A 24,804-nucleotide genomic window follows, 5' to 3' on the forward strand; every position below is an offset into this window, starting at 1 on the left:
GGCAACGCCAACGTTTTGCCACCCCATAGAGAAAAAATTCTTGGTCTGGATAGAACAGCCCGGACCAAAGCGCCATCCGCCTGTGCCTATTTCCCCAGAACACAGCCGAAAATTGGCCCTGCACCCTTCACGCGGGCCAGGTTCGTGCCGGCCAGTTTCCGATGTCCTGATCCGGGTTTTGCGGGGTTTCGGCCGCGCGGATTTGGCAAGGCTGTCGCCAATCTGGCAGCTTCGGTCCGCGTCAGGTCCTTGGCGCTCTTGCCGAACCAGGCCTGCGCGGCCGCCTCGGCCCCGAAGATTCCCTCGCCCCATTCGGCGATGTTGAGATAGATTTCCAGGATGCGTTTCTTCGACAGTATCGCATCCAGCATCAGGGCCAGCGGCAGCTCCAGCCCCTTGCGGATGTACGACCGTTCGCCCCACAGGAACAGGTTCTTGGCCGTCTGCATTGTGATGGTGCTGGCGCCCCGGGGCTTTTCGCCTTCACTCAAGGCTTCGACCTGGTCCTGAAGCGCGTCCCACTCGACACCGTCGTTCTCGCAAAAACCGCTGTCTTCCGAAGTGATCACCGAACGGATAAGGTTTGGCGAAATCTCTTCAAGTGGCACCCACTGCCGGTCGACCCACAGAAACTGGACATACCGGCCGATCATGAGAGTGCTGACGGGCGGCACCACGGAATAGATAACGGTGAGAAGTGGCGGAAGAAGTATGGCCACCAGCAGGGCGCGGACAAGCCACTTGCGCGCGAAACGCCAGAACGACCCCGTCCCGGTCGATGATTTTGCAGCTCTGGCCATCAGCCCCCGATCCGTCCATATGCAAGGACATCAGGTAAAGAGAGGGGCCCGCCTAAAAGTTCCATGGATCGCAGCAAACGGCAGCCTTCAGTTGAAAATGCTCCAGGCCTTTAGCCAATAAAGGGCCGGGCAGCATCCGTCCAGTATCCTCATTGGGCAGATTTCCATGGCTCGAACGGCTTGACGGGGGCGAAAATTCGGGACAGGGAAGCCCCGGGCAAATTCGTGGCAGGGTCGTGCATGACTTTCGATCTCAAACCGCATCTCGAGACGCGGGCAAAATACGTCGAAACAACGCTCCAGGACATATTGGGCGCTGAACACCAGCCGGGCGAAATCACACGTCCCGCGCGGCTTGTGGCGGCAATGCGCCATGGCGCGCTCAACGGCGGCAAACGCCTGCGCCCCATACTGGTGCTGGAAACGGCAAAACTGTTCGGCCGGGAAGACGATGGCGTGGTCCGGGCCGCCTGCGCGCTGGAACTGATCCATTGTTATTCGCTGGTGCATGACGACCTGCCCGCGATGGACGACGATGATCTGCGCCGCGGCCAGCCGACCGTCCACAAGGCCTATGACGAAGCCACCGCCATTCTGGCCGGCGATGCACTGCTGACGCTTGCCTTCGACGTGATCGCGGAAGACGTGGTTCACCCGGATGCGGCCGTCCGGCTACGCCTGTCCCGAGCACTTGCCCGTTCCTCGGGGCCCGGCGGCATGGCCGGCGGCCAGATGCTGGATCTGGAATCGGAACATCGCGAACGGTCCGAAGCCGAGATCCGCCAGCTTCAATCCATGAAAACCGGCGCACTGCTGCGCTACGCCTGCCGGGCAGGTGCCATTCTGGCCGACGCATCCGAAGCGGACATCGACCGGCTGACGCGTTTCGGTGAAGTGATCGGCCTTGCCTTCCAGCTCGCCGACGATCTTCTGGATGTGGAAGCCAGCACTGAAGCGATGGGCAAGGCCACCGGCAAGGATGCGGAAGCCGGCAAGGCAACGCTTGTGGGGCTCTGGGGCACGGCCAGGACGCGCGAAGAACTGGGCCGCCTGGTCCGGGAGGCTGAGACGCTGCTTGCGCCCTATGGCAGCCGCGCGGCGATCCTGAGCGCACTCGCCCGCTTCATCGTCGACAGGACGAATTGATCCTAACGCCAAGCGTCTGACGGCCCACGACGTCGCAGGCCTGAAATCAATTGCAGGGACTATTGCCCGAATAGGTCTTTCTGAGGACGTATTCCGGGTAAGCGCAATTACTCCGCAGGCACGCCTGCCTTGTCCTTGGCGTGGCGGCCGAAGTCGGGGGCGTCGGTTTCCTGACCGGCCTCGATGATCGAGCGGCGAATGCCCCGGGTGCGGGTGAAGAGGTCGAACAGCATCTGCCCATCCCCCCAGCGGATCGCCCGCTGGAGAGCGGAAAGATCTTCGGAGAACCGTGCCAGCATTTCCAGGATCGCGTCCTTGTTATGCAGGCAGACATCCCGCCACATGGTCGGATCGGAGGCCGCCAGACGCGTGAAATCGCGGAAACCGGACGCCGAGTACTTGATGACTTCCGACTTGGTGACCGTTTCCAGATCGTCGGCGGTACCGACGATGTTGTAGGCGATCAGATGCGGCAAATGCGAAACGATAGCCAGCACCAGATCGTGGTGCTTGGGGTCCATCGTGTCGACATCGGAGCCGCAGGCGCGCCAGAACGCGCTCAGTTTTTCCAGGGCATCGGGGTCCGTGCCCTCGGGCGGTGTCAGGATGCACCAGCGCTGGTCGAACAGCGTCGCGAACCCGGCATCGGGCCCGGACTGCTCGGTCCCGGCGATCGGGTGGCCCGGAATGAAATGCACGCCCTCGGGCACATGCGGGCTGACCTGATCGACAACGGAGGCCTTGGTAGAGCCGACATCGGTCAGGACCGCACCCTTTTTCAGCGCAGGCGCGATCCACTTGGCAATGGCCTCGTTGGCGCCGACCGGTGCGCACAGGATCACCAGATCCGCCCCCTCCACCGCAACGGCGGCATCGAGCGCATAACTGTCGCCGAGGCCCAGTTCCTCCGCCCTTTGCAGGGTATCCGCGGACCGGGTGGAAATCGCGATTTCCTTGACCAGGCCGCGCTGTCGGGCGACCTGCGCAAGCGAGGAACCGATCAGGCCGATGCCGATCAGGGCCATGCGCTCGAAAATAGGGGCAACAGTCATGTGAATCTTATTTCTGTTCCAGGAAGTCCTTCAGGTGGCCAATGATGGCCCGGTTGGCTTCTTCGGAGCCGATGGTCATGCGGATCGCGTTCGGCAATCCGTAGTTGCCGACCATGCGCAGCACGCAGCCCCGCTCCAGAAGATAGGCATCGGCATCCGCCGCGCGCTTGCCGTCCTCATCGGGGAAGTGAACCAGAACGAAGTTGCCGACGCTCGGCGTCACCTTCAGACCCAGCTTCTCGAGTTCCGCGGTCACCCACGGCAGCCAGGTGTCATTGTGCTCGATCGAGCGCGTGACGAAGTCACGGTCACGAACAGCGGCCATACCGGCGGCAATTGCCATGCCGTTGACGTTGAACGGCCCGCGGATGCGGTTGAGCGCATCGATCACATGCGCCGGACCGAAGCCCCAGCCGAGACGCAGATTGGCAAGGCCGTAAATCTTGGAGAAGGTCCGCGTCATGATGACGTTGTCGGACGTCGCTGCAAGCTCGAGACCGCTTTCATAGTCGTTGCGGCGGACATATTCCGCATAGGCGGCATCCAGAACCAGCAGGACGTTGGCCGGCAGGCCCTCATGCAGCCGCTTGACCTCCTCGAACGGCAGATAGGTGCCGGTCGGATTGTTCGGGTTGGCGATGAAGACCATGCGCGTCTTCTCGGTGACCCTTGCCAGGATCGCATCGACATCCGTTGTCAGGTCCTTTTCAGGCGCAATCACCGGCGTTGCCCCGGCGGCGCGGATGGCAATGTCGTAGACCAGGAAGCCGTGTTCGGAATAGATCGCCTCGTCGCCCTGGCCGAGATAACCGTAGGCGATCAGGCTGAGAACCTCGTCGGACCCGGCGCCGCAGATGATGCGGTCCGGATTGAGGCCGTAGACTTCGCCGATGGCGGCACGCAGCTCTGCAGAGGAGCCGTCCGGATAGAGTTCCAGGTTTCGCGCCACGGCTTCAATGGCCGCTCTGGCAGCATCGCTGGTGCCGAGCGGTGTTTCGTTGGACGAAAGCTTGTGCACGGTCTTGCCGTGGCTGCCCTTGGACTTTCCGGGAACATAAGGCGCGATATCCAGAACGCCCGGCCGCGGCTGCGGACGGTTTGCGGTTGCCTTGCCAGCTTCGGTCACTGTCGTCATCTCGTTCATCCCTGAGGCTCCTCGTCCTCGGCAGCAAATGTGTCGTCGGGATCGCCATTGCCGTCAATCGGCGCGGCATAGCCGCCGACACGTCTCAAAACATCCGGTGCAGCGCCCGCGGCACTACAGGCAGCACGCACGTCCTCTTCCGTCAGCTCGCCGGAAATCGCAAGCAGCGCGTCGACACCGCTGGCAGACCGGAAGAAACTGAGCACCTCAATGCCCTCATCCATCAGGTTGCCCGGCAGAAGATCGGACCAGCGGGCGTCATAAACCGCCACATCCGCGTTGTCGATCATGCTGTCCGCCTTGGCCAGCACCAGCGCCGGGAGATCGGCGGGGCGCTCGTCCAGAATGACGAATGGCAGCCGTGCCCGCACGATTGCACCGGCTTCGCTGAGGCCGCGCCACCAGGGCAATTCCGCCCGGTCGATCAGCGCCACCAGGCCCAGGTCGCAGGCAGAGGCCGTCACGGCGCCGACCACGTCGGCCGCATCGCTTCCCGGCACCAGCTCCACGGAAAAACCGAAATAGAAACGCGCCAGATCGAGCATCTCGATCAGATCGGCGCTGCCGTCCAGATGAACGGCGGTATCCGCCTGCAGACTGGTGCAGGCGCAAATGAGGTCCCGCCAGATGTGTTCGACGGTCGCAAGCGGCAGATCGCCCTCGTGGCGCTCCACCATCTGGCGCATCTGGTCGGCGTCGCGCTCGGGTTGAAACAGGGCGGCTGCGGCTCCTGCGGCACGGCTGGCGGCCTGGATGCCGGCTTCGGCCTGGGCGCGTTCCATCAGGGCGGTGTGGATGCGTGCATCGATCTCGTCGACCCGCGTCCTGAGGTCGTCCAGCGACAGCCCGCTGTCCGGCAAGTGAGACATGAGGTGGCTCCGGCCTTCGTTTGGGTTCAGCGGCGCATAGTCATAGGCATGTGATTGCCCAAAGGCAAAAGAAAACATTGACTCAGGCGTTCCGGCACGGCTAGGTCGCCAGTCTGGCCGCGCTGACGGGCACCTGCCGTTTCCCGGCGGCGGACTGTGGCCCGCGCAACCGGCCTGAAACTCTCCCGGCCCGGGACAACAGTTAATTCTAAAAGAGCCATGTCCGCAGACACATCACGTCCAGCCACCCCGGAGGATCTGAAGGCAAGCGAAGCGGTTTCGCCCTCAAGCAAACTTGCGCGCTTTCCGGCGGAAGAACCGCTGGAACTCGATGCCGGCGTGAGGCTTGGCCCCTGGCAGATCGCGTATGAGACCTATGGTGAGCTCAACGCGGAAAAGTCCAATGCCGTGATCGTGTGTCATGCCCTGACCGGCGACCAGTATGTGGCCTCCACCAATCCCGTCACGGGCAAGCCCGGCTGGTGGAGCCAGATGGTCGGCCCCGGCAAGCCGATCGACACCAACCATTATTTCGTGATCTGCTCCAACGTGCTCGGCGGTTGCCTCGGCACCACCGGACCGGCGTCCATCAACCCGGAAACCGGACAGGCCTATGGCCTTGCGCTGCCCGTCATCACGATCCGCGACATGGTTCGCGCCCAGGCACGCCTGGTCGATCACCTGGGCATCGACACGCTGTTTGCGGTCATCGGCGGTTCCATGGGCGGCATGCAGGTGCTGCAATGGGCAGCCAGCTATCCCGAGCGTGTGTTTTCGGCCGTGCCGATTGCCGCGGCAGCCCGGCACACGTCCCAGAACATCGCCTTCCACGAAGTCGGCCGGCAGGCGATCATGGCCGACCCGAACTGGTGCGGCGGCAGTTATCTTCAGCAAGGGCAACGTCCGACCAAGGGTCTGGCGGTTGCCCGCATGGCCGCGCATGTCACCTACATGTCGGACGAATCCCTGCACCAGAAATTCGGCCGCAACCTGCAGGACCGGGAAAATGTCACCTTCGGTTTCGACGCGGATTTCCAGATCGAGAGCTATCTGCGCCACCAGGGCATGACCTTCGTCGACCGGTTCGACGCCAATTCCTATCTCTATGTCACCCGGGCGATGGACTATTTCGACCTGGCACATCAGTTCGGCGGCTCGCTGGCGAACGCCTTCAAGGGAACGAAGACGCGGTTCTGCGTCATGTCGTTTACCTCCGACTGGCTGTTCCCCACGTCCGAAAGCCGGCGCGTGGTCAAGGCGCTCAACGCGGCAGCGGCCAACGTTTCCTTTGTCGAGATCGAGAGCGACCGGGGCCACGATTCGTTCCTGCTGGACGTGCCGGAGATGTTCCAGACGATTTCCGGCTTCATCACCGGCGCAGCACACGCCCGCGGCCTGCCCGCACCGGGCGAGGAGGCCTGATCCCGTGAACCTGGCTCCAAGACAGACCAAATCCGGCGATGTGCGCGGCGACCACAAGGTTGTCGCCTCGCTGGTGCCGCACAATGCCCGCGTGCTCGATATCGGATCGGCCGACGGCGAGCTGCTCGATCTTCTGGTGCGCGAACGCCAGGTGGACGGTCGTGGCATCGAACTGTCCCAGGAAGGCGTGAACCGCTGTGTTGCCCGCGGCCTGTCGGTGATCCAGGGCGATGCCGACCAGGACCTGGCCGACTATCCGGACCAGGCCTTCGACGTCGTCATCCTCAGCCAGACCCTGCAGGCCACACGCGAACCGAAAAAGGTCGTCAGCGAACTCTTGCGCATCGGCAATCAGGTGGTGATCTCGATCCCGAATTTCGCCCATTGGCGCAACCGGGCCCAGCTCCTGTTCCGCGGCCGTATGCCGGTGACCAAATACCTGCCTTACGAATGGTATGACACGCCGAACATCCACTTCTGCTCCCTGCGCGATTTCGTCGAGCTCTGCCGGGAACTGGACGCGGATGTCGAAAAGGCCATCGCCCTCAGCGGCAGAGGCAACAAGATCCCGGTCAACGCCCCCTGGTGGGTGTGGAACATCGTCGCCGAACAGGCCGTTTTTCTGCTGAAGCGGTGAACCGGTGGGATTAACTGGCGGCTGGCAAAGTTTCTGGACTTTCAGGGAAGATTTTGGGGAATCAGACCCCCACCCCTAACCCCTCCCCACAAGGGGGAGGGGACTAGACCTCTTATGCGGTGAGGCCACAATTCAGCGGTTGATGTTCATTTGAAGGCCTTGCCCACGGCAAGGCAGAATTCCCCTCCCCCTTGTGGGAAGGGGTTAGGGGTGGGGGTTCAGCCGACAATGCGAAACCGCACCCTGCAACCAAACCACCAGCCCTAGTCCGCCTTCACCTGCCGATGAACGGACCTGACCGGCTTCAGCCCTGTCGCGACGCCTTCGGGAATGAAGACGGGCCGCAGAACACGGAAACGGCTTTTCTTGCCGTCGACGGGCAGGCTCTGGAACACGACCTTTTCCGCTTCCATGATCAGGACCCCGCCGAAAGCCGGCCAGATGCGGCGGCCGATGCCTTCCCAGGTGCGGGCTGCGCGCAGGATGGTGCGGGCGCGCGAGGGCGGCATGAAGAGGGCTTCCTTGTCGTCGGTCACGTTGAACTGGCAGCTCTTCAGAAGGTCCTTGAGCTGGCTGCCCGAATAAGGCCGTCCATAGCCGAAGGGAGAAAGTTCCGATTGCGCCCACAGGCCGCGCCGGTTGGGCACGACGGCAATCAGCCGCCCGCCTGGAACCAGCACCCGCCAGGCTTCCCGGAGCACCGCCGCCGGATCCGAACAGTGATCGAGAGCATGCACCAGCATCACCCGGTCGAAATAGGCATCGGGAAACGGCAGGTCCTGGTCTTCCACCAGCGTGCAGGCACTGTCCCGCTCGCGCGGCCAGTGAACGGCGCCCTGTGGCGCGGGCATGGCCGCAATGGCCCGGTCAACCGTGTCGAGGTAGGGCCGCATGAACGGGCCCGCATAGCCGATACCAAGCAGGGCCTGGCCGGTGAGGTCCGGCCACATCTTGCGAATCGGCCCCCCGATCAGGCTGCGCAGCAGCCTGCCGAGCGGCAAATCGTAAAAGGCGCGCAAATGAACGACGTCGAGATACATTCAGCCTTGCTCGGTCAAGAAGGGTCGCGGCGATTGAACATGGAACGGCAGGAGAGCGCAAGATCTCTTGCCTTGCCCTTGGCGCTTGTCTTTGCCAGTCTGCACGTCAACCAACAGATCTCAGCAGGGAGCCGTTTCATGGCCTTGAGCGACACCACCGAAATTCACCAGTTCACCTGTCTCGACGATAATTTCGGCGTGCTGATCCATGACACCGACACCGGCACAACCATTGCCGTCGACGTTCCCGACGCAGACGCCTATGAAAAGGCGCTGGAACAGACCGGATGGTCGCTGACGCACATTCTGATCACCCATCACCATTGGGACCATGTTCAGGGTCTGGGCACGCTCAAGCAGAAGACCGGCGCCACGGTGGTCGGCCCCGAGCGCTCACGCCTGAAGATTTCCGGGCTCGACCGCACCGTGGAAGACGGCGACGACGTCCGCTGCGGGCCATACGAGATCAAGGCGATCTCGACCCCGGGCCATACGCTGGATCAGATCTCCTGGTACATCCCTTCAATCAAGGTGGCGCACACCGGCGACACGCTGTTTGCGCTCGGATGCGGCCGTGTATTTGAGGGCGACAAGGAGATGATGTGGTCGTCGCTTGCCAAGCTGATGCGCCAGCTTCCCGACGACACCACCATCTATTGCGGCCATGAATACACCCTGGCCAACGCCCGCTTCGCCCTGACCATCGATCCGGACAACGCCGATCTGAAAGCCCGGGCTGCAGAGGTTGAAACCCTTCGCCAGGAAGGCGTCGCGACATTGCCGACGACCATGGCGAAAGAGAAGGCGACGAACCCGTTCCTGCGCGCAGGCGAAGCTTCCGTTGCCAAGGCGCTCGGCATGGAAGGAAAAAGTGCCGCCGAAGTCTTTACGGAAATCCGCACCCGCAAGGACAACGCTTGATCATACCTATGGGATTTTCTGCGTAATTCCTGGCTCGCACGGCCGTTTTTCCAGACGGTAAGGCTTATAACCCGGGTTGAGTGCCCCCATATGCACGCTATCGTGATCATGAAGGGGCACTCACCATGACACCAGCGAGTTCCGAAAACCATCTGACACGCTCTGCGGAGCAGCGGGCACGGGACGTGGTCAGCCGAATAGTGGGCCAGGCCGAACCGATACCGGGTCATCTGGGCGGAGGGCACAGGCTGGACATGCAGCTTCTTTACGAGGAAGTGGTTGCGGCCTTGCGCGAAACCATTGATGATCTGGCTTTCTGCACCGGGCCAAAATCCTCCTGAGCGATCCCGTCCCGGAATTCTTGTTGAGCCGTCCGGGACCTTTCATGTCTTCTTCCGCCAGTCTGACCGCCGAGAAGATCATCGATCTCCTCAACATGCAGCCGCACCCGGAAGGTGGCTTTTTCGCCGAAACCTTCCGCGACAGCGTTACAGACGATGGCGGCCGGGCCGCATCTACCCTGATTTACTTCCTGCTTCCCGAAGGTGTGCTGTCGCGCTGGCACAAGGTGGACGCCGTCGAGACCTGGCACTGGTATGACGGGGCCCCGCTGGAGCTTTCCATCAGCACGGACGGCAAGACGAAGGAAGTCCTGACCCTCGGGAACGATCTTCTGGCAGGCGAACGCCCACAGGGCATTGTTCCGCGCGACGCCTGGCAACAGGCTCGCTCTCTTGGCTCATGGACCCTGGTCGGCTGCACTGTTGCACCCGGATTCCAGTTCGAAGGATTCGTCCTGGCGGCGGAAGACTGGGAACCCGGAAACTAATTTTTTACTTTCTGCGCGTTTCGGCGGAACCAATCTAGAATTGGCGAGTTCTCTTTCCAACGAAAGGAGAGAGGCATGAACGGTATCATCTACTTGGTCGGTCTCGTCGTCGTAGTCGGCGCGATACTGTCGTTTATCGGACTGATCTGACCCCACTCCCGGTAACACTGCCGCGCCCCCGGCAGCTGACCTCCAACTGTTTGGGCCGGACGCTTGCCCCCGCCCATGAACGGCCGCCCCCCGTTCACTCAGCGTCCGGCCCTTTTCCTTTTTGACAAGGAGCACATCATGCATAACATCATTTATCTCGTCGGACTCATTGTCGTCGTTGTCGCGATTCTGTCGTTTCTCGGCCTCGCCTGAAGCTTCCGCTGAAAGCTATCCGCGCAAGCCTGCGGCGCCTTGATTGGCGCCTCCCGCGATCCTTCAACAGAAGGCACTCCACAGCGCACATCTGAACGTCAAAATGCCGGCATGGCGGAAAGACCAGGGTCATGAGACACTCGAACTGGTTACAAGCTGCCGCGCGCGCCGGCTATCTTTCGCGCGGTGTCGTCTACGGCGTCGTATCGTTCTTTGCCATTCTCGCCTCCATTGGCGCAGGCAGCAGCAAAGGCACCAAGGGCGCGCTCGTTACGCTCTTATCCCAACCTTTCGGATCGGTTCTCGTGGCTGTTCTGGTGGCAGGCCTGTTCGGCTTTGTCGTCTGGCGGCTGGTTCAGGCTGTTCTGGACGCGGATAATCACGGCTGGAGTGCGCAGGGGATTGTCGTCCGTCTCGCGCTTCTGGCAAGCGCTGCCACCTATTCCGCTCTCGCAATCTATGCCATCGGTCTGCTGGGTCTAACCGGCTCGGGCGGCGGCAAACTGCTGCCGAACGTGTTGAATGCCGTTTCACAAGGTCTTGGCCAGCGCCTCTTCGTGGCAGGTCTGTCGCTCGTCTTCCTGGGAATCGCGGCCGCCCACTGGTGGAAAGCCTACTCAGGCAAATACACCAAGCACTTCGATGAAAACGAGGCCCCGATGCGCGTCGTCCATGTCGTGTCTGTGCTTGGCCTTGGCGCACGCGGTGTTGTGTTTGCTCTTCTGTCGGCCATGATCTGGCTTGGCATAGAAGGCGCGGCAACGGCCGAAGGCGATCTGCCGAGCACCCTCGACGCGCTCAGATACATTCAGGAACTGCCTTACGGGCGTATCATGCTGTTCGCCCTGGCGGTGGGCCTCATGATTTTCGCAATCTACTCCTTCGTGGAGTCCCGCTGGCGCAGGGTCAGCCTTTCCTGACCCGCCTCATCCGATAGCTGCTCGCCCTCTGACACCTGTCAGGAACGGTTGGCCGATTTGGCGCCGAATTCCTTCGGCGCATGCTCATCGAGAAGATCTTCCGACTGGGTGGCTATACGCTCCTGGTCAACCTGCTTTTCGAGGTCCCTGTCGGCTTCCGTATCGTTCGGCACCTCTTCCACTGTATCGGGGAAGACCGTCTCCTTGCTGGCGATTTGCCTTTGCTCCCGATCCGGCTGTTCCCTGTCTGCCAGGAGGTTTTCCAGAGCGGGCGCATCGTCGAAGCGCAGCCGGTAGATGGGTTCGGGCAGGGAGAAGCCATTTGCTTCAAGCGCAAGCTTGACGAGGCGCATCGCCTCGGACCGGGCTTTCTGGAAATCGGTGCGCGTCTGGTCGATCCAGCCGACGAAGCTCAGAACAACGTTGGAATCTCCCAGTGCCTCGATCCATGCATCAGGAGAAGGCTCTTCAAGGATAAACCCCTGACGGCGAAGCGTGTTCAGGCCGACATCCAGCGCCTTGTCCAGATTGCTTTCCGCATCCACACCCAGTTCGAACACGAAGCGGCGCTTTGGATTTGTTGAGTAATTGATAAGCGTGCTCTTGAAGACAATCGCGTTGGGGATGCGGATGTGGTTGCCATCCTTTTCCATCAGGATCGTGGCACGCGACGTGAGGCTGATGACATAGCCCTCATAGCCTTCAATCCGGACGAAATCCTTCGGATTGAACGGCTGCCGGATGCTGAGCATGATACTGGCGATATAGTTTTCGACCGTGTCCCGGACAGCGAAACCAACCGCCAGGCCCACGATACCCGCCGCACCAAGCAAGGTGCCGATAACGGCGGTGGCCCCAAGCACATCGAGCGCCAGCACGATGCCGATCGTGAAGAACAGGATCCTGATCAACTGCCGGACGAGATCTGCAATAAAGGCATTGGGGGTCAGCCTGTTCCAGGGCCATTCAAGCCGCGCGATCAGCACACCTGCCGCACTCGCGAGCATCCAGACAAGCAAGGCAACAAGGGCAAGCGGCAGATAATTCACAGCCTGGGACAGACGTGCCTGCAAGCGCTCGTAAACCGGAACGAGGCGTTCCTCGAGCGCTGTTTCTTCGGTGATATTGTTCTGAACCGCAACAACGCCGTCCACGCGGCTGGCAAGCTCTTCGGCTTTCGTGGCGAGAACGGCCTCGGTCACCGTACCGTTCAGGTTGACCACACCCGATTTCACCGAGACGGCAATTCCGGCAAGCCCATCGAGTTCATCAAAAATGTCGTTGATACGGTGCTCTATCGCCTGATCTTCACCAGCGCCGGGCACGGCGGTGATTGCGCCGGACTTGTTTTCCGTTTGTGACAACACGGGCAGCGCCCCGGGCAGAGACAGCACCAGGGCAAGAAGGAAGGATTGCAACAGTCTGGAAATCATGACGGCCTTTCCGCGCTTGCGCTCGGCTGCCGTCATTACAAGGGTTTCCGCGCGCGATGGACTTCGACGCTAACACAACGCGCCCATGGCGTTGAAGTTCCAAGGGTAGGGTCCGGTAAATTCAGCCCCATCGCCAGACCCCAGGCCTCGCGCTGCGCGCAAGGCCTGGCGCTTATCGTCGGTTCAAGCCATTCCGGCAATCGCGCTGGCGAAATCCTTGGCCGAGAAGGGCTCGAGATCGGCAACCCCTTCGCCGACACCGATGAAATGCACCGGCAAGGCGTGTTTGGCAGCGATTGCCACCAGGATGCCGCCGCGCGCCGTGCCATCCAGCTTCGTCATCACCAGACCGTTCACACCGGCAACCTTGCCGAAGATCTCGACCTGGTTGAGCGCGTTCTGCCCGGTCGTTGCGTCCAGCGTCAGCAGAACCGTGTGCGGAGCTTCCGGATCGTGTTTCTTGATCACGCGGATGACCTTTTCCAGCTCATCCATCAGCTCGGCCTTGTTCTGCAGCCGCCCGGCGGTATCGACCAGAAGCACATCGACGCCCTTGGCCTGCGCTTCCTTCATTGCGTCATAGGCAAGCCCGGCCGCATCCGCGCCGGTCGCGCGGGCAATCACTTCGGCGCCGGTGCGCTCACCCCAGATCTTCAACTGCTCCACCGCCGCGGCCCGGAAGGTGTCACCGGCGGCAAGCATGACGCTCTTGCCTTCGGAGCGCAGCTTTTGCGACAGCTTGCCGATGGTGGTGGTCTTGCCGGTGCCGTTGACCCCGACCATCAGAACCACATGCGGTTTCTTGCCGGTATCAAGGTCAAGCGGCCTGGCAACGGGAGCGAGAACTTTCTCGACTTCTTCCGCCAGGATCGCCCGGACTTCCTCCGGTGAGATTTCCTTGTTGTAGCGCCCGTCGGACAGCCGGTCGGTGATCGCCATCGCCGTGTCAACGCCGAGATCAGCCTGGATCAGAATATCCTCCAGCTCCTCCAGCATGGAGGCATCCAGCTTGCGCTTGGTGAAGATCGAGCTGATTCCTTCGGTCAGCGATGCGGAAGACCGGGACAGACCGGCCTTCAGCCGCTGAAACCAGGACAGTTTCGGTTCTTCGGCAGCAGGCGCAGGCTCGGCAACAGGCTCTACCGCAGGAGCGGGAGGAGCCGGCTCGACGATCGGATCCGGAGCACGTGCCGGTTCGGGCGCAATCGTTTCGGCTGCAGGCGTTTCATGTGCGGGCGTTTCCGCAGCCTCCGGCTCTTCTGCAGGCGGTTCAGGTGTTTCCGTCTCCAGAGGCTCGACGTCGTCGGACCCGATATCGGTGGACGGAATGTCTTCCGGCTGCAGCACCGGTTTCATCGGCGACAATTCGGGCGCGACACCCGGCGAGACGTCCATCGAGAACGGCTGGAACGGCTCGTTCATCGCGGCAACGGGGCGAACCTCCATCTCCACGTCAAGCGCCGGATCTTCACCTTGCGGTTCCGCGGATGTTGCCTCCTGTGCCGCACCCTCGGCGGCCGGAACGGCCTCGTCTTCCGGTTTGCTTTTGCCGCCGAAGAGACGCCCAAGAAAGCCGCGCTTTTTCTCGCTCATGAACCTGCCTTAAAAATTCTGCCCAACACTGCTTTTTTAAACTGTCGGCATCCACCGCCGGAACCAAACTCTCACCCTCATCCTGAGGAAGCGCATCGCGCTGTCACGAAGGATGGGCCACTTGCGCCGAGATTGCCGCCTATCCTTCGAGACGGCCCTGTGGGCCTCCTCAGGATGAGGGGTATGTTCTAATTCGCCCCGGCTTCAATCCAATCTGACACACACCAAAGGCCAGCCTGTCACCACCCGAACCCTGAGCCGCCCTCAGGCGGCCCGGGAGAGGGCTTCGCCCAGGAGATGGCGGCCGGTGTGACCGACAATTCTTGTCTCGACAATCTCTCCCGCATCGCCGCCGCCCAGCTCGACCTGGGTGAACTGTTCCGTGCGGCCAAGGCCTTCCTTCTCGATCAGGACCGGGCGGGTCTTGCCGACCTCGGCCTGAAGATGCCGGACCAGAGCTTCCTCGCCCTTGGCCCTGAGGCGCGCGCCGCGCTCCTTCACGACGTCACGCGGCAACTGCGGCATGCGCGCGGCCGCCGTGCCCTTGCGCGGGGAGAACGGGAAGACGTGCAGATGCGTGAGATCGCATTCGTCGACGATCCTCAGCGAGTTCTGGAACATCTCCTCGGTTTCCGTCGGGAAGCCTGCAATGATGTCCGCGCCGAAAACCATGTCCGGCCGCAGGCGGCGTACGTCTTCGCAGAAGCGGATCGTGTCGGCGCGCAAGTGGCGCCGCTTCATCCGTTTCAGGATCATGTCGTCGCCCGCCTGTAGCGACAGATGCAGATGCGGCATCAGCCGTTCGTCTTCGGCAATCACCCGCATCAGGTCGTCATCGGCCTCGATGGAATCGATGGAAGACAGCCGCAGCCGCTTCAGCTCGGGAACCATCTTGAGGATCTTTGCCGACAGCGTGCCGAGCTTCGGCATTCCCGGCAGATCGGCGCCATAGGAGGTGATGTCGACCCCCGTCAGCACGATCTCGTTATAGCCGTTGCCGACAAGGCGCTTGATCTGGTCGATGACCACGCCCATCGGTACGGAACGGGAATTGCCCCGGCCATAGGGGATGATGCAGAAGGTGCAGCGGTGATCGCAGCCGTTCTGAACCTGCACGAACGCCCGGGCGCGGCCCGTCAGTCCGTCGATCAGGTGACCAGCGGTCTCCTCGACACTCATGATGTCGTTGACGCGCACCTTCTCGGTTTCGGAAACGCCGAAGGCGGCAACGTCCTGGTAGGACTTGCGCTCCAGCTTTTCCGTGTTGCCGAGCACCAGATCCACCTCGTCCATGGCGGAGAAGGTCTCGCTCTCCGTCTGCGCGGCGCAGCCGGTGACGATCACCCTTGCGTTCGGATTGTCGCGCTTGGCCTTGCGCACGGCCTGCCTGGCCTGGCGAACAGCCTCGCCGGTGACCGCACAGGTGTTGATCAGGATGGCGTCCTTGAGACCTGCAGCCTCCGCCTCGCGCTTCATGACTTCCGACTCATAGGCATTGAGCCGGCAGCCGAAGGTGACGACATCGATGCTCATGACGCGGCTCCAGCCTCCACCGGGGCGTCGCCCGTGGCAGTCTCGCGCCAGGCAAGCGTGTTGAGATCGACCTCGCCTTCGAATTCCACTTCCGTGAGACCCGTCATCAGCACATGGTTGTCGCTCTCGCGCCATTCGATTCCGATGGGACCGCCCGGCAGATGGATGGTGGTCTTGCGGCTGGTCCGGCCATCGCGCGCGGCAGCAACGCCGACCGCACAGGCCGCTGTGCCGCAGGCCAGCGTCAGGCCGACGCCGCGTTCCCAAACCTTCACCCGGATCTGATCGGTATCGAACACATGGGCCAGGGAAATGTTGGCGTATTCCGGAAAGATCGGATGGTGTTCCAGCAAGGGCCCAACCCGCTCAAGCTCATAGGCCTCCACGTCATCGACCCAGAAGATGGCGTGCGGATTACCCATGTTGACGACGGCCGGCGTGTGCAGGATCGGATCGTCGATCGGCCCGATCTGGAGTTCGATCGCACGCGTGTCGGCGAATTCTTCCGCCAGCGGAATTTCGTTCCAGGCAAGCCGCGGCACGCCCATATCGACAGTCACGCTGCGCGGTCCGTCTGCATCGAACGCGTGCAGCAGCCCGGCGCCGGTCTCGATGGTGACGAGATCCTTGCCGGCTTCTTCCATCAGCAGGCGGCCGATGCAGCGCGTGGCGTTGCCACAGGCCGACACTTCACTGCCATCGCGATTGTGAATGCGCATGAAGGCATCGACACCCAGCGAGGACCGTTCAACGGTGATCATCTGGTCGAAACCGATGCCCGTCTCGCGGTCGCCCAGTGCGGCAATGGCTTCGGGGGCCAGACGCAGCGGTTTTTCACGCGCGTCCCAGACCACGAAATCATTGCCAAGGCCGTTCATCTTCAAAAAGGGTCTGGTTTCAGACGCCATACCGGTCGCACTTCTTCAAAGCTTCAAGGAAAAGCGTCCGCCATCTTGCGGACATTTGCCCCTATATGGCGGAAATTGCCTCAAATTACCAGTGGGACAGCCCGTCATCGCAGATATGCGTAAACACGCCAGCCGCTATCAGTTGGTCGTCATTGCAGGTCTTGCCCCTGCAATCCATGCCCCAGTCTTTCAAAACCGGAAGGGTCCGGAAAAAACAAACGGCCAAGCGGCAGGACTGCCAAGATCGGACCAAGACGGAACTCGATGTGTTGGCGCCCCTTAAAGGCTCGCCGCATTGAACGTATCGCAGGCGTTGAGGTCGCCGGACTGGAAACCCTTCTTGAACCAGCGGGCGCGCTGCGCCGAAGTGCCGTGGTTGAAGCTTTCCGGCACCACATATCCCTGAGTCTGACGCTGCAGGGTGTCGTCGCCGATCCGGCTCGCCGCGTTCAGAGCTTCGTCGATATCGCCTTCCTCGACAAAGCCTTTCTGGCGGGCGGCGTAATGCGCCCAGATACCGGCATAACAATCGGCCTGCAGTTCGACACGCACGGACAGGGCGTTGCTTTCCGCCTTGCTGAGTGTGCGCCGGGCCTTGTGGAACTCAGGTAAAACGCCGAGCACGTTCTGGATGTGGTGGCCGACTTCATGCGCCAGCACATAGGCCTGCGCGAAATCGCCGGGCGCATTCAGCTGGTTCGCCAGCTCCTGATAGAAGGAGAGGTCGATATAAAGCTTGCTGTCGGCACCGCAGTAGAACGGACCGGTGGCCGCACTGGCATACCCGCAAGCCGAAGACACCGACCCGGAAAAGAGGACCAGCGTCGGTTCCGGATAGTTTGCCCCGCCATTTTCGAAGATCTGGCCCCAGGTGTTTTCGGTATCCGCCAGAACAACAGAGACAAATTGGGCCGTTTCCTGGTCCGCGGCACTGCGTGGGGCCTGGGTTTGGTACGACGGGGTGTCGTATCCGCCCCCGCCATCCAGTTGGCCGAGCAATGCCAGGGGATTGATGCCCGTCAGCCAGGCAATACCCAGGACGATCAAAAGGCCTGTCAGACCGATGCCACCACCGGCTCTCATCCGGCGGCCGCCAACGCGCATGCGCGGCCTCCCGCCCATTGAACGCCTGTCTTCAACGTTGCTGCTGCCGCGGCGGCCTCTCCAGCGCATGTTCTGATCGTCTCCGTGAACCCGAACTTCGGTCATAGCAGACAAGACAACGGAAACCTATGCGGTTGGCTGCGGTCCCTGTCTGTGAGAACCTTCTTCGAAAAACGCGGCAAGGCGCATTCGGTTGCCCCGTTTATCAACGTAATCGTGATGCCGGTTACAGAGTTCACGGTGGCGCCGGCCTAACATTGCGTCTGAGGGGCAGTTATGAAGGATAACGATCATGCCCGACGTAAACGCTCAACAGGCACAACGCCTGATCAATTTTGCCACTGAGAGACTGGGCCGGGTTGAAGGCGACGGCCAGTGCTGGTCGCTGGTCGACAACGGCTTCCGGCATGTCGGCTTCAACAAGCCGGCCTCCACTTATGTCTGGGGACGGGTGATCAGCAACCTGTCCGATGCCCGCCCGGGTGATGTCTTCCAGTTCACCCGCTTCGAAGTCACGGTCCGCGTGACGCAGCCCGACGGCAGTTGGGAGGAGCAGACGATGTCCCGCGGCGAACCGCGGCACACGGCAATCCTGGAAAGTGTCAACGGCAACAGGGCGACTTTCCTGGAAAGCAACGTCACGGACGACCAGACCGTCAAGCGCAACGGGTTCGGCATTCGCACGGCAACCACGACCGACGACGCCGGCGTCAGAACCTCGACCACGGTCAGTGGCAGCTTCATCATTTACCGGCCGCAGGTCTCGGCCAACCCGTAAATCTGTTCTGAACCTCGGCTCAGGCGTGGATCACCATCTCCGCGCCAAGGCCGACGTTTTGAAGGATCAGGCGCATGTGTTCCGGCGAAACGGCGACGCAGCCTTCCGTCGGTGAATGCCCCTCCCGCGCGATGTGAAAGAAGATCGCGCTGCCCTTTCCCTTCACTGCGGGATCGAGATTGCAGTCCAGGACGACGACGATGTCGTAGAGCCTGTCGTCTCGCCACATTTTTTCGTGGCTGGCCGGAAAAGGAAGTTGCACCGGCCTGTTGTAGCGGCGATGGCCAGGGTCGTCGCACCAGCCGGACGCCGGTGACAGCGGTTCGGCCGGCAAAAGCGTTGCCGGCGGTAGTCCCCGGTCCGGACGGTAGTAGACATGCAGCAAGGCAAAACGGCCCGCAGGCGTGCCGCCATCGCCTTCACGCTTGCGCATGACGATGCCCGACCGGCCGAGTGCACACGGGACCGTGATCCCCCCGAGACGGAGAATGCCCCGTCTCCGATCCAGCGGTGATGCATGAACGTCCAGCTTTCCCGCCGATTTTTTCAAGGTTTTCATGTTTGTGCCCGTTCTGCCTGACCGCTCGACCGGTCTTCTTGATAAACCACCCCTAAACCCCGCGTGAAGAAGAATTGACGCGGCACCGCTTGTGCGCGAACAATTTCCCACGCACATAGGAGCAGGAACGCGCTTGTGTCCTTTGCACAAGTCGCCGTGAAAAGTTTTTGGATTTTGGCGAGGAACGCGACGATGACCGCTCGCACGATTTTGATTGTCGATGACGATAACGAACTGCGTGAAGCGCTGGTGGAACAGCTTTCGCTTTACGATGAATTCGAGACGATCCAGGCGGATTCGGCAACGTCCGGAATTGCCATGGCCAAGGAAGAGCACGTCGACCTGCTGCTGATGGACGTCGGCCTGCCCGACATAGACGGCCGCGAGGCGGTCAAACTGCTGCGCAAGGGCGGCTTCAAGGCGCCGATCATCATGCTGACCGGCCATGACGGCGACAGCGACACGATCCTGGGTCTTGAGGCCGGTGCCAATGATTATGTCACCAAGCCGTTCAAGTTTGCCGTGCTTCTGGCCCGGGTGCGGGCTCATCTGCGCCAGCACGAACAGAGCGAAGACGCCACCTTCGCCATTGGCCGCTATTCCTTCCGGCCCGCCGCCAAGGTGATGCAGGACGACAGTGGTTCCAAGGTCCGGCTGACGGAAAAGGAAACCTCCATCCTCAAATTCCTCTACCGCGCCGGCGAAAAGCCCGTGACCCGCGACGTGCTGCTGCATGAGGTCTGGGGCTACAATTCCGGGGTGACCACCCACACGCTGGAAACCCACATTTACCGCCTCAGGCAGAAAATCGAGCGTGACCCGTCCAATGCGGAGCTTCTTGTCACAGAAGCCGGTGGATATAAGCTTGTGCCCTAACCGGTAATCGGCGTATTTCTTGGGCATGAGCCTTGCCCAAGACATTGCGATTCTCAAACAAATCCCGACGCTTTCGGATTTCCAGGACGATCAGCTTCGTTTGCTCGCCTTCAGCGCCGAAAGCATGGATTACAACCGTGGTCAGCGCCTTTTTGATCAGGGCGACCGCGCCGATGGCGGTTTGGTGATCACCAGCGGCATAGTCAGCCTGCAGACCCGGACCAAGGACGGTTTTGAGGAAATCGAGCGTGTCGGTCAGGGAACGCTTTTGGGCGAGACGGCTCTTCTTGCAGAAAACAAGCGCCCCTGCCGGGCGGAAGCCGTCGACGGCGTGCGCATCATTCGCATTCGCCGGGCTCTGTTCAAACGCATGATCCAGGAATTTCCGGAACTCGCCCAACGCCTGCTCGACCAACGCGCCCAGCAGTTCCGCGAAACGGTCGCGGCCCTCAAGCCCATTGGCGAGAAGATGGCTGAACTGGAACAGATCAACGCCGAACGCCGCGTGCGCGACGACGAGAAGCAGTCGTAAGGCGAATGCCCCCATCTCCCCTGTCGGGCAATTCAGTCAGCCAAAACAGACTTGGCCCTGTGCAAATCTTCGACTTTTCAAGGGAAAATGAGTCCCCTCATCGTCATTGCCGGACTTGATCCGGCAATCCATGCCGTGACCTTGCCGTACGGCCAAGCGCATCGGTAAGGAGAGCTGATCGACATGGATATCACTGTCGAACCATGGGATGACAAAGGTTGAACCGAGGGTCTGGCGTAATTCTATGCCCGCTTCAGACGCAGCCTCGGCCCCAGCAATCCGCCGACCCATTGAACGATTGCCGCTGCTGCAACCCCGAGCCCGATAATCCCGACCCAGACCGCCGGACGGATCGCAAGGGAAACGGCGAAGTTTGCCTGAAACACCCTGTCCGCCGGAATACCCGTGGCAAGGGCATACCAGGCATATTCGATCCCCGCCGTCCCGGCCGCCGCCGCACAAGCACAGACCGCCAGAACCAGAGGGTTGGCAAGGCGGAAGCCGGCCTTCACCATCAGTCTGTAGATCATCAGCAGCACGAACAGGCCGGCCATCAAGGTGGCCTGCGTAACGTCCGATTTTGACTGCAGGAAGAAATGGAACAGCATAAGGCCACCGATTGGATAGATCAGCAGGTGCAGCCGCTGCCAATTGCGCCCGAGCTTGCGGATGGCGCTATCGAAGGACGTTGCACCCAACACGGCAAGTCCGCACAAGGCCGCAAAGCCTATGGTCAGATAAAAGCGGAGAAAGATCTCGGATACGACCTTGCCGAGGTTCCAGCTTTCCTGTGCCGCATAAAGCCCCAGATGCAGCAGTGCGTAGGCAAGCACGGTGACACCAAGCATGCGGCGCACACCGACGATCCGGTTCCACGAAAAGATCCGCCTGAGCGGCGTGACGGCAAGGGTTACGAGCAAGAACCGGACTGCCCAGTCACCACTGGCATGCAGCTCCATCTCGAAAGGCTCCGGCAACACCGGGCCAATGGCTAGGCCGTAAAGGATCTGCACTGCCGGAAGTAGCACGGCAATGAAAACGGCCAGTCGCAAGGCGGACAGGTTGCCGCGCCGATCGGTCCAGGGAGCATAGGATGCCAGTGTCGTCATAGTCATGCGTTCGAACTATCGCACGAAACGTTCAAGGACACTGAAAAGCTTTTCAAGCCTGCGTGAAGAAGATGCGAGGCGGCTATCCCGCATTGCCTACCCCGCTTCGCCAGAAAGCGCCTTTCGATCCATTTGAGAGCCCCGCACACCTGGGCCAACCTGAACAGAAAATCCAATATGGATCCACTCCCACCTACATTGTGTGTCATCCCGGTTTGCCGCATCAGCGGCAAGACCGGGATCCAGTACGCCGTGTAACCAGACTTGGAACAGCTTGCGAACTCAATGAATACTGGATCCCTGCCTTCGCAGGGATGACAAGAGTGAGAGGCTTCTGGGCAAGACGGCCTGATGCGATTGCCGCAATCAAGCTCCGGTGGGTCGCCCCCATGTGAGGGGCCCCGGCCCTTTTGACAAGCTGCACACCAGCAAGCCCCACACAGCGGATCTGCCGATCCAGATTTCGCCCTCTTCATGCACCAATCCAGACAGGCAGACCAAGGTTAGAACCACTCAAGCCCGCGTGGTTGTCATCCCGGTTTGTCGCGTCAGCGGCAAGACCGGGATCCAGTACGCCGTGTAACCAGACTTGGAACAGCTAGCGAACTCAATGAATACTGGATCCCTGCCTTCGCAGGGATGACAAGAGTGAGAGGCTTCGGGGCGGGGCGGCTTGGTGCGATTGCCGTTATCACCGTCCCGAGGTTCGTCCCATGAGAGGATGATCAAGCTATTGCGAAGAGCCGTGCGGCTTGAGCGGGAAAAAGCATGGAAAACAAAGAAAAGCCGGGCCTCACGACCCGGCTTTCAAATGAACTAGACGGCAGGGCTTACACCCAGGGGCGGTCGTTGCCCATCTTGCTTTCGAAGGTATCGATGTCTCCGGCCTTGGCCATGGTCAGGCCAATGTCGTCAAGACCGTTGATCAGGCAATGTTTGCGGAAACTGTCGATGCTGAAGGCGATGGCGCCGCTTTCCAGACCCTTGATTTCCTGGTTTTCCAGATCGATCGTCAGCGTGAAGTTGGCACCGCGCTCGGCCGCATGCATCAGCGTGTCCAGCTCGTCTTCGGAAACCTGGATCGGCAGAATGCCGTTCTTGAAGCAGTTGTTATAGAAGATGTCCGCGAAAGACGTTGAAATCACGCAGCGGATGCCGAAGTCGAGAAGCGCCCAGGGCGCGTGCTCACGCGAGGAACCGCAGCCGAAATTGTCGCCCGCGATCAGGATCTTGGCATCACGGTAGGCCGGCTTGTTGAGAATGAAATTCTCGTTTTCCGACCCGTCGTCGTTGGTGCGCATTTCATGGAACAGCGCGCTGCCGAGACCGGTGCGCTTGATCGTCTTCAGGAACTGCTTCGGAATGATCATGTCCGTGTCGATGTTGACGATCGGCAACGGTGCCGCGACACCGGTCAGGGTCTCAAATTTTTCCATTCTTCTTCTCTCCTGAAAGGCCTGAAAACGGATGCCCGCTCACGCAGCGAGGCTGGTGGCCTGGTCGACACCGAGCATCAGATTGAGGTTCTGGACGGCCGCACCGGACGCGCCCTTGCCCAGGTTGTCATAGACCGCAACGATGGCGGCCTGCGCCCTGGCGTCATTTGCAAAGACGTGCAGTTGCAGCTTGTTGGTGCCGTTGAGCGCCTGCGGGTTCAGGCTGTCGGATTTCTCGAGCCCTTCCAGCGGCGCAACCTCAACGAAGCCACCGGCAGCGGACGCGAAATGATCCGCGATTGCCGCGTGCAACTGCTCGCCGGTCGGAATGCTTGCCAGTCCGGCCAGGTTCAACGGCACAACCGTCAGCATGCCCTTGTAGAAGCTGCCGACGGTCGGGGTGAACAACGGCGCCGCATCGAGCAGGCCGTATTCAGTCATTTCCGGCAGGTGCTTGTGGTTGAAACCGAGCGCATAGGGCGCAAACGCGTTGACGTCAGCGCCAGCGGCTTCGTAGTCGGCAATCATGCCCTTGCCGCCACCGGAATACCCGGAAATTCCGAAATAAGTCAGGTTGAAGTCCGACGGCAGCAGCTCTGCAGCGACCAGCGGACGCACCGCCGCGATCAGTCCCTGCGGCCAGCAGCCCGGATTGGTGACACGCATGGCAGCAGCAATGATATCGGCCTGATCGAGATCCATTTCGGCAAAGCCGTAGGCCCAGCCGTCGGCAACGCGGTGAGCACTGGAAGCGTCGATCACGCGGGTGGTGTCGTTCTCGATCAGAGCCACGCTTTCCTTGGCCGCCGCATCAGGCAGGCAAAGAATGGCGATATCGGCCTTGTTGAGGTAATCGGCCCGCGCTGACGGATCTTTCCGGCTGTCTTCCGGAATGGAGATCAGCTCAAGGTCACGGCGCGTGGCGAGGCGCTCGCGGATCTGCAGACCCGTCGTACCGGCTTCACCATCAATAAACACGCGCGCGACCATGGCCCGCTCCTCTCCCTCTCAGGATCGCCGTGGCTTTCGTGCCGGATGACACGAAAGTTTCCACGCCGATCAGTGCAAAATCGCAAGCGTCATACACCCAATCGCGCGGCTTGTCACCGCCGCGCGCCACTGCGTTATCTCAACGGGCCATTGAGTGATACTCATCATTCGGACGCATGTCGGAAGCCGCGGCCACCCGGTTGGTCATGTTGAAGAAGGCCGCCACCGAGGCGATGTCCCAGATATCGCGATCCGTAAATCCGGCGTCCCGCAGGGCCTGCCGGTCGCTTTCCAGGATCTCTGCCGGCTTTTCCGTCAGTTTGACGGCGAAGTCGAGCATCGCCCGCTGCCTCGGCGAAAGGTCCGCGACACGGTAGTTCATCACCATCAGTTCACCCAGCACGGGATCCCCGGAAAGCTCGCGCACCGCAGCTCCATGGGCAGTCAGGCAATAAAAACAGCGGTTGACCGCTGATACCGCAACGGCAATCATCTCCCTTTCAAGCTTGGAGAGCGCACACTCGCCCAGCATGAGGTCGTTGTACATGTCAGTGAAGGCGCGCAGCTTCGTTTCGTCGAATGCATAGGCCTTGAGAACGTTGGGAACGAGCCCCAGTTTCTCTTGGCACAGGTCGAAATAAGCCTGCGTCTTTTCACTCAATGTTACACTTGAATCGATTTGCAAGGCCGTGACTTTACTTGACAATTTGCTCCTCCCGTCATGAAACCGTTTATGTCGCTGAAATATGAACTTAAGACTTATAACGAGCCAGCGACAGAGCCAAACCATACGATCGCCTAAGGGGATGG

Annotated in this window: 25 protein-coding genes; 10 read left to right on the top strand and 15 right to left on the bottom strand. The window is 61.0% G+C overall.

Translation table 11 applies throughout. The features are described from left to right. Nucleotides 1-86: 86 nt before the first annotated feature. A complete protein-coding gene (gene mtgA, locus V1T76_RS13460) occupies nt 87-800 on the bottom strand; it encodes a monofunctional biosynthetic peptidoglycan transglycosylase (protein ID WP_330561159.1) in 714 nt (237 codons plus the stop codon). A gap of 240 nt (nt 801-1,040) precedes the next feature. On the opposite strand from mtgA, the gene V1T76_RS13465 reads away from it, so the two are divergent. Beyond that, nucleotides 1,041-1,946: a polyprenyl synthetase family protein gene (locus tag V1T76_RS13465; protein ID WP_330561160.1), complete on the top strand. Its 906-nt coding sequence runs from the start codon at nt 1,041-1,043 to the stop codon at nt 1,944-1,946. Nucleotides 1,947-2,053: 107 nt separating this feature from the next. Here V1T76_RS13465 and V1T76_RS13470 read toward each other — a convergent pair whose 3' ends face one another. From V1T76_RS13470 to V1T76_RS13480, 3 genes are read right to left on the bottom strand one after another with little or no spacing between them, the layout of a single operon-like run. Continuing rightward, nucleotides 2,054-2,998 carry a prephenate/arogenate dehydrogenase family protein gene (locus tag V1T76_RS13470; protein WP_330561161.1) on the bottom strand — a complete coding sequence of 315 codons (945 nt, stop codon included), beginning with the start codon at nt 2,996-2,998 and terminating at the stop codon, nt 2,054-2,056. 7 nt (nt 2,999-3,005) lie between these two features. Then, a complete protein-coding gene (gene hisC, locus V1T76_RS13475; RefSeq protein ID WP_330561162.1) occupies nt 3,006-4,142 on the bottom strand; it encodes a histidinol-phosphate transaminase in 1,137 nt (378 codons plus the stop codon). Further along, on the bottom strand, nt 4,139-5,011 hold the full coding sequence (locus V1T76_RS13480) for a chorismate mutase (RefSeq protein WP_330561163.1): 873 nt from the start codon (nt 5,009-5,011) through the stop codon (nt 4,139-4,141). The genes hisC and V1T76_RS13480 overlap by 4 nt, the downstream gene beginning before the upstream one ends. Before the next feature lie 219 nt (nt 5,012-5,230). On the opposite strand from V1T76_RS13480, the gene metX reads away from it, so the two are divergent. Then, nucleotides 5,231-6,433 (top strand): homoserine O-acetyltransferase MetX, encoded by a 1,203-nt coding sequence (gene metX, locus V1T76_RS13485; protein ID WP_006936678.1) that lies wholly within the window; start codon nt 5,231-5,233, stop codon nt 6,431-6,433. Nucleotides 6,434-6,437: 4 nt separating this feature from the next. Further along, nucleotides 6,438-7,070, top strand: a complete 633-nt coding sequence (gene metW / locus V1T76_RS13490) for a methionine biosynthesis protein MetW (protein ID WP_330561164.1) — start codon at nt 6,438-6,440, stop codon at nt 7,068-7,070. A 263-nt stretch (nt 7,071-7,333) separates the two neighbouring features. Here metW and V1T76_RS13495 read toward each other — a convergent pair whose 3' ends face one another. Next, a complete protein-coding gene (locus V1T76_RS13495) occupies nt 7,334-8,110 on the bottom strand; it encodes a class I SAM-dependent methyltransferase (protein WP_330561165.1) in 777 nt (258 codons plus the stop codon). 138 nt (nt 8,111-8,248) lie between these two features. On the opposite strand from V1T76_RS13495, the gene gloB reads away from it, so the two are divergent. The 4 genes from gloB to V1T76_RS13515 all read left to right on the top strand — a co-directional run bounded on the left by gloB (nt 8,249) and on the right by V1T76_RS13515 (nt 11,143). Then, a complete protein-coding gene (gene gloB / locus V1T76_RS13500; protein ID WP_330561166.1) occupies nt 8,249-9,031 on the top strand; it encodes a hydroxyacylglutathione hydrolase in 783 nt (260 codons plus the stop codon). A gap of 125 nt (nt 9,032-9,156) precedes the next feature. Further along, a complete protein-coding gene (locus V1T76_RS13505) occupies nt 9,157-9,372 on the top strand; it encodes a hypothetical protein (RefSeq protein WP_006936682.1) in 216 nt (71 codons plus the stop codon). Between the two features lie 44 nt (nt 9,373-9,416). Beyond that, the gene (locus tag V1T76_RS13510) at nt 9,417-9,860 is read left to right on the top strand and encodes a cupin domain-containing protein (RefSeq protein ID WP_330561167.1); all 444 of its coding nucleotides are present in this window, start codon (nt 9,417-9,419) and stop codon (nt 9,858-9,860) included. Nucleotides 9,861-10,354: 494 nt separating this feature from the next. Then, the gene (locus V1T76_RS13515) at nt 10,355-11,143 is read left to right on the top strand and encodes a DUF1206 domain-containing protein (RefSeq protein ID WP_330561168.1); all 789 of its coding nucleotides are present in this window, start codon (nt 10,355-10,357) and stop codon (nt 11,141-11,143) included. 38 nt (nt 11,144-11,181) lie between these two features. On the opposite strand, the gene V1T76_RS13520 is transcribed toward V1T76_RS13515, so the two are convergent. From V1T76_RS13520 to ypfJ, 5 genes are all read right to left on the bottom strand, one after another. Further along, a complete protein-coding gene (locus tag V1T76_RS13520) occupies nt 11,182-12,612 on the bottom strand; it encodes a mechanosensitive ion channel family protein (protein ID WP_330561170.1) in 1,431 nt (476 codons plus the stop codon). 147 nt (nt 12,613-12,759) lie between these two features. Beyond that, nucleotides 12,760-14,169: a signal recognition particle-docking protein FtsY gene (gene ftsY / locus V1T76_RS13525; RefSeq protein WP_330561171.1), complete on the bottom strand. Its 1,410-nt coding sequence runs from the start codon at nt 14,167-14,169 to the stop codon at nt 12,760-12,762. Nucleotides 14,170-14,433: 264 nt separating this feature from the next. Further along, entirely contained in the window at nt 14,434-15,702 is a 1,269-nt protein-coding gene (mtaB, locus tag V1T76_RS13530; protein ID WP_330561172.1) for a tRNA (N(6)-L-threonylcarbamoyladenosine(37)-C(2))-methylthiotransferase MtaB, read from the bottom strand. After that, nucleotides 15,699-16,610 carry a diaminopimelate epimerase gene (gene dapF, locus V1T76_RS13535; protein ID WP_330561173.1) on the bottom strand — a complete coding sequence of 304 codons (912 nt, stop codon included), beginning with the start codon at nt 16,608-16,610 and terminating at the stop codon, nt 15,699-15,701. The genes mtaB and dapF overlap by 4 nt, the downstream gene beginning before the upstream one ends. A gap of 279 nt (nt 16,611-16,889) precedes the next feature. Next, a complete protein-coding gene (ypfJ, locus tag V1T76_RS13540) occupies nt 16,890-17,783 on the bottom strand; it encodes a KPN_02809 family neutral zinc metallopeptidase (protein WP_330561174.1) in 894 nt (297 codons plus the stop codon). 223 nt (nt 17,784-18,006) lie between these two features. On the opposite strand from ypfJ, the gene V1T76_RS13545 reads away from it, so the two are divergent. Continuing rightward, on the top strand, nt 18,007-18,492 hold the full coding sequence (locus V1T76_RS13545) for a hypothetical protein (protein ID WP_330561175.1): 486 nt from the start codon (nt 18,007-18,009) through the stop codon (nt 18,490-18,492). Nucleotides 18,493-18,511: 19 nt separating this feature from the next. On the opposite strand, the gene V1T76_RS13550 is transcribed toward V1T76_RS13545, so the two are convergent. Next, the gene (locus V1T76_RS13550) at nt 18,512-19,051 is read right to left on the bottom strand and encodes a L,D-transpeptidase family protein (protein WP_330561176.1); all 540 of its coding nucleotides are present in this window, start codon (nt 19,049-19,051) and stop codon (nt 18,512-18,514) included. A gap of 192 nt (nt 19,052-19,243) precedes the next feature. Between V1T76_RS13550 and V1T76_RS13555 the strand changes: the two genes are divergently transcribed. Continuing rightward, entirely contained in the window at nt 19,244-19,927 is a 684-nt protein-coding gene (locus V1T76_RS13555; protein WP_006936706.1) for a response regulator transcription factor, read from the top strand. A 25-nt stretch (nt 19,928-19,952) separates the two neighbouring features. Then, nucleotides 19,953-20,459, top strand: coding sequence for a Crp/Fnr family transcriptional regulator (locus V1T76_RS13560; RefSeq protein WP_330561177.1), 507 nt, complete (start codon nt 19,953-19,955; stop codon nt 20,457-20,459). A 242-nt stretch (nt 20,460-20,701) separates the two neighbouring features. Here the strand turns inward: V1T76_RS13560 and V1T76_RS13565 are convergent, their stop codons facing one another. The 4 genes from V1T76_RS13565 to V1T76_RS13580 all read right to left on the bottom strand — a co-directional run bounded on the left by V1T76_RS13565 (nt 20,702) and on the right by V1T76_RS13580 (nt 24,700). Further along, nucleotides 20,702-21,574, bottom strand: coding sequence for a sulfite oxidase heme-binding subunit YedZ (locus V1T76_RS13565; protein ID WP_330561178.1), 873 nt, complete (start codon nt 21,572-21,574; stop codon nt 20,702-20,704). A gap of 824 nt (nt 21,575-22,398) precedes the next feature. Then, nucleotides 22,399-23,004 (bottom strand): 3-isopropylmalate dehydratase small subunit, encoded by a 606-nt coding sequence (gene leuD, locus V1T76_RS13570; protein ID WP_330561179.1) that lies wholly within the window; start codon nt 23,002-23,004, stop codon nt 22,399-22,401. 39 nt (nt 23,005-23,043) lie between these two features. Beyond that, the gene (gene argC, locus V1T76_RS13575) at nt 23,044-23,994 is read right to left on the bottom strand and encodes an N-acetyl-gamma-glutamyl-phosphate reductase (protein ID WP_330561180.1); all 951 of its coding nucleotides are present in this window, start codon (nt 23,992-23,994) and stop codon (nt 23,044-23,046) included. Nucleotides 23,995-24,133: 139 nt separating this feature from the next. After that, nucleotides 24,134-24,700 carry a peroxidase-related enzyme gene (locus V1T76_RS13580; protein WP_330561181.1) on the bottom strand — a complete coding sequence of 189 codons (567 nt, stop codon included), beginning with the start codon at nt 24,698-24,700 and terminating at the stop codon, nt 24,134-24,136. Between the last annotated feature and the right edge of the window lie 104 nt (nt 24,701-24,804).

The organism is Roseibium sp. FZY0029 (assembly GCF_036350355.1).
In the GTDB taxonomy this organism is placed as follows: Bacteria; Pseudomonadota; Alphaproteobacteria; order Rhizobiales; family Stappiaceae; genus Roseibium.

Bases quoted from the DNA above. Each gene is read 5' to 3' on its own strand.
- mtgA (WP_330561159.1), bottom strand. From the start codon at position 800: ATGGCCAGAGCTGCAAAATCATCGACCGGGACGGGGTCGTTCTGGCGT.
- V1T76_RS13465 (WP_330561160.1), top strand. From the start codon at position 1,041: ATGACTTTCGATCTCAAACCGCATCTCGAGACGCGGGCAAAATACGTC.
- V1T76_RS13470 (WP_330561161.1), bottom strand. From the start codon at position 2,998: ATGACTGTTGCCCCTATTTTCGAGCGCATGGCCCTGATCGGCATCGGC.
- hisC (WP_330561162.1), bottom strand. From the start codon at position 4,142: ATGAACGAGATGACGACAGTGACCGAAGCTGGCAAGGCAACCGCAAAC.
- V1T76_RS13480 (WP_330561163.1), bottom strand. From the start codon at position 5,011: ATGTCTCACTTGCCGGACAGCGGGCTGTCGCTGGACGACCTCAGGACG.
- metX (WP_006936678.1), top strand. From the start codon at position 5,231: ATGTCCGCAGACACATCACGTCCAGCCACCCCGGAGGATCTGAAGGCA.
- V1T76_RS13495 (WP_330561165.1), bottom strand. From the start codon at position 8,110: ATGTATCTCGACGTCGTTCATTTGCGCGCCTTTTACGATTTGCCGCTC.
- gloB (WP_330561166.1), top strand. From the start codon at position 8,249: ATGGCCTTGAGCGACACCACCGAAATTCACCAGTTCACCTGTCTCGAC.
- V1T76_RS13505 (WP_006936682.1), top strand. From the start codon at position 9,157: ATGACACCAGCGAGTTCCGAAAACCATCTGACACGCTCTGCGGAGCAG.
- V1T76_RS13510 (WP_330561167.1), top strand. From the start codon at position 9,417: ATGTCTTCTTCCGCCAGTCTGACCGCCGAGAAGATCATCGATCTCCTC.
- V1T76_RS13515 (WP_330561168.1), top strand. From the start codon at position 10,355: ATGAGACACTCGAACTGGTTACAAGCTGCCGCGCGCGCCGGCTATCTT.
- V1T76_RS13520 (WP_330561170.1), bottom strand. From the start codon at position 12,612: ATGACGGCAGCCGAGCGCAAGCGCGGAAAGGCCGTCATGATTTCCAGA.
- ftsY (WP_330561171.1), bottom strand. From the start codon at position 14,169: ATGAGCGAGAAAAAGCGCGGCTTTCTTGGGCGTCTCTTCGGCGGCAAA.
- mtaB (WP_330561172.1), bottom strand. From the start codon at position 15,702: ATGAGCATCGATGTCGTCACCTTCGGCTGCCGGCTCAATGCCTATGAG.
- dapF (WP_330561173.1), bottom strand. From the start codon at position 16,610: ATGGCGTCTGAAACCAGACCCTTTTTGAAGATGAACGGCCTTGGCAAT.
- ypfJ (WP_330561174.1), bottom strand. From the start codon at position 17,783: ATGCGCTGGAGAGGCCGCCGCGGCAGCAGCAACGTTGAAGACAGGCGT.
- V1T76_RS13545 (WP_330561175.1), top strand. From the start codon at position 18,007: ATGCCCGACGTAAACGCTCAACAGGCACAACGCCTGATCAATTTTGCC.
- V1T76_RS13550 (WP_330561176.1), bottom strand. From the start codon at position 19,051: ATGAAAACCTTGAAAAAATCGGCGGGAAAGCTGGACGTTCATGCATCA.
- V1T76_RS13555 (WP_006936706.1), top strand. From the start codon at position 19,244: ATGACCGCTCGCACGATTTTGATTGTCGATGACGATAACGAACTGCGT.
- V1T76_RS13560 (WP_330561177.1), top strand. From the start codon at position 19,953: ATGAGCCTTGCCCAAGACATTGCGATTCTCAAACAAATCCCGACGCTT.
- V1T76_RS13565 (WP_330561178.1), bottom strand. From the start codon at position 21,574: ATGACTATGACGACACTGGCATCCTATGCTCCCTGGACCGATCGGCGC.
- leuD (WP_330561179.1), bottom strand. From the start codon at position 23,004: ATGGAAAAATTTGAGACCCTGACCGGTGTCGCGGCACCGTTGCCGATC.
- argC (WP_330561180.1), bottom strand. From the start codon at position 23,994: ATGGTCGCGCGCGTGTTTATTGATGGTGAAGCCGGTACGACGGGTCTG.